The organism is Dietzia maris, from assembly GCF_014144855.1.
GTDB lineage: Bacteria > Actinomycetota > Actinomycetes > Mycobacteriales > Mycobacteriaceae > Dietzia > Dietzia kunjamensis.
Map to the genome: position 1 here is coordinate 1 of NZ_JAALDN010000469.1, position 1628 is coordinate 1628.

The 1628-nt window shown below is 72.1% G+C and carries 1 protein-coding gene; it reads right to left on the bottom strand.

What is annotated here, in order from left to right; translation table 11 throughout:
- Nucleotides 1-24 precede the first annotated feature (24 nt).
- Nucleotides 25-1590, bottom strand: a complete 1566-nt coding sequence (locus tag G6024_RS14445; RefSeq protein ID WP_069389401.1) for a succinic semialdehyde dehydrogenase — start codon at nucleotides 1588-1590, stop codon at nucleotides 25-27.
- Between the last annotated feature and the right edge of the window lie 38 nt (nucleotides 1591-1628).

Consider the following 1628-nt stretch of genomic DNA (forward strand, 5'->3'; position numbering starts at 1 on the left):
CCGGCCACCCGCGCGAGCTCCCGCCTACCGCCCCGGCAGGAAGCGCATGGCGTCGGTGGCGGGCGCGAGCAACTGCTGCCACCGCGTGCGGGGCAGGAACGACGGCCCGCCCATGTGCACGACGCGCTGAGTGGCGATCGTCTGCGCCTCGGTGTACTTGAGCAGTCCCTCGTCGCCGTGGCGTCGGCCCACACCGGAGGCGCCCATGCCGCCCATCGGGCCCGCGACGGAGCCCCAGCCCGCGACGTAGCCCTCGCCGACGTTGACGGTGCCGGTCCGCAGGCGCGCCGCGATCTGCTCGCCCTCGGAGTCGGACCCCGCGAACACCGACGAGTTGAGCCCGTACTCGGTGTCGTTGGCCTCGGCGATCGCCTCCTCGACCGAGTCGACCGGGTAGATCGACACGACCGGGCCGAAGGTCTCCTCGCCGTAGCAGGTCGCGCCGGAGGGCACGTCGGTGAGCAGGGTCGGCTCGTAGAACAGCGGGCCCAGGTCCGGCCGGGCGCGTCCGCCGGCCAGGACGCGCGCGCCCTTGGCCACCGCGTCGTCGACGTGTGCGGAGACGGTGTCCAGCTGGTCACGGGAGATGAGGCTGCCCATCTCGGCCTCGAAGTCGTAGCCGGGCCCCACGCTCATGGACTGCACACGCGCGGTGAGCTTCTCGATGAGCTGCGGCGCGACGGAGCGCTCCACGTAGACCCGCTCGACCGAGATGCACAGCTGACCCGAGTTGGAGAAGAACGCGCGCGTGGCGACCTCGGCCACCTCGTCGAGGTCGGCACCCTCGGTCACGATCATGGCGTTCTTCCCGCCGAGTTCGGCCGAGAACCCGATCAGGCGCTCGCCGCACTGGCGGCCCAGCGTGCGGCCGGTCGCGGTGGAGCCGGTGAACATGAGGTAGTCGACGTTCTCCACGATCGCGCCGCCGACGGTCCCGCCCGAACCGGGCACCACCTGGAACAGGTCGCGCGGCAGGCCCGCCCGGTAGAGCATGTCGGCGGCGGCGAGGGCACAGAACGGCGTGATGGAGGCGGGCTTGATCACCACGGCGTTGCCCGCGAGCAGGGCGGCGAGCGCGTCGGTGGCGGCGAGGTTGAGCGGGTAGTTCCACGGCGCGATCACGCCCACGACGCCCTTGGGCTGGCGGCGCACCACGGCCTTGGTCAGTCCCGGCAGCATGCCCTGGACGCGCTTGGGGGCGAGCAGCCCGGGCGCGGTCCGGGCGTAGTGACGCGCGGTGATGAGGCAGTCCAGCACCTCCTCCTGTGCGGAGGCGCGGCTCTTGCCTGTCTCTGCCTGCACGATGTCCATGAGTTCGCCGCGGTTGCGCATGATCTGCTTGGCGAAGCGGGTGATGACGGCGACCCGGTCGGCGACGTCTCGTTCGGCCCACGCGACCTGCGCGGCCCGGGCCCGCTCGACGGCGGCGGTGACATCGTCGGCGGTGCCGGCGGGGATCTCCGCGAGCGGGTCACCGGTGAAGACCTCGGTGATCATCGCCGACGGGCGGCTTGAGGGATCGGCCCGGAATTCGGGGATCGCGACGAGGTCGCGGAGACGGTCGTACACATGGGGCGCGGGTCGGCTCATGGCACCGAGGCTACCGGCGGGTAAGGAAGAGCGGTACC

Excerpts from the sequence above, each read along its gene's own strand:
- G6024_RS14445 (WP_069389401.1), bottom strand. The coding sequence starts at position 1,590 with ATGAGCCGACCCGCGCCCCATGTGTACGACCGTCTCCGCGACCTCGTC.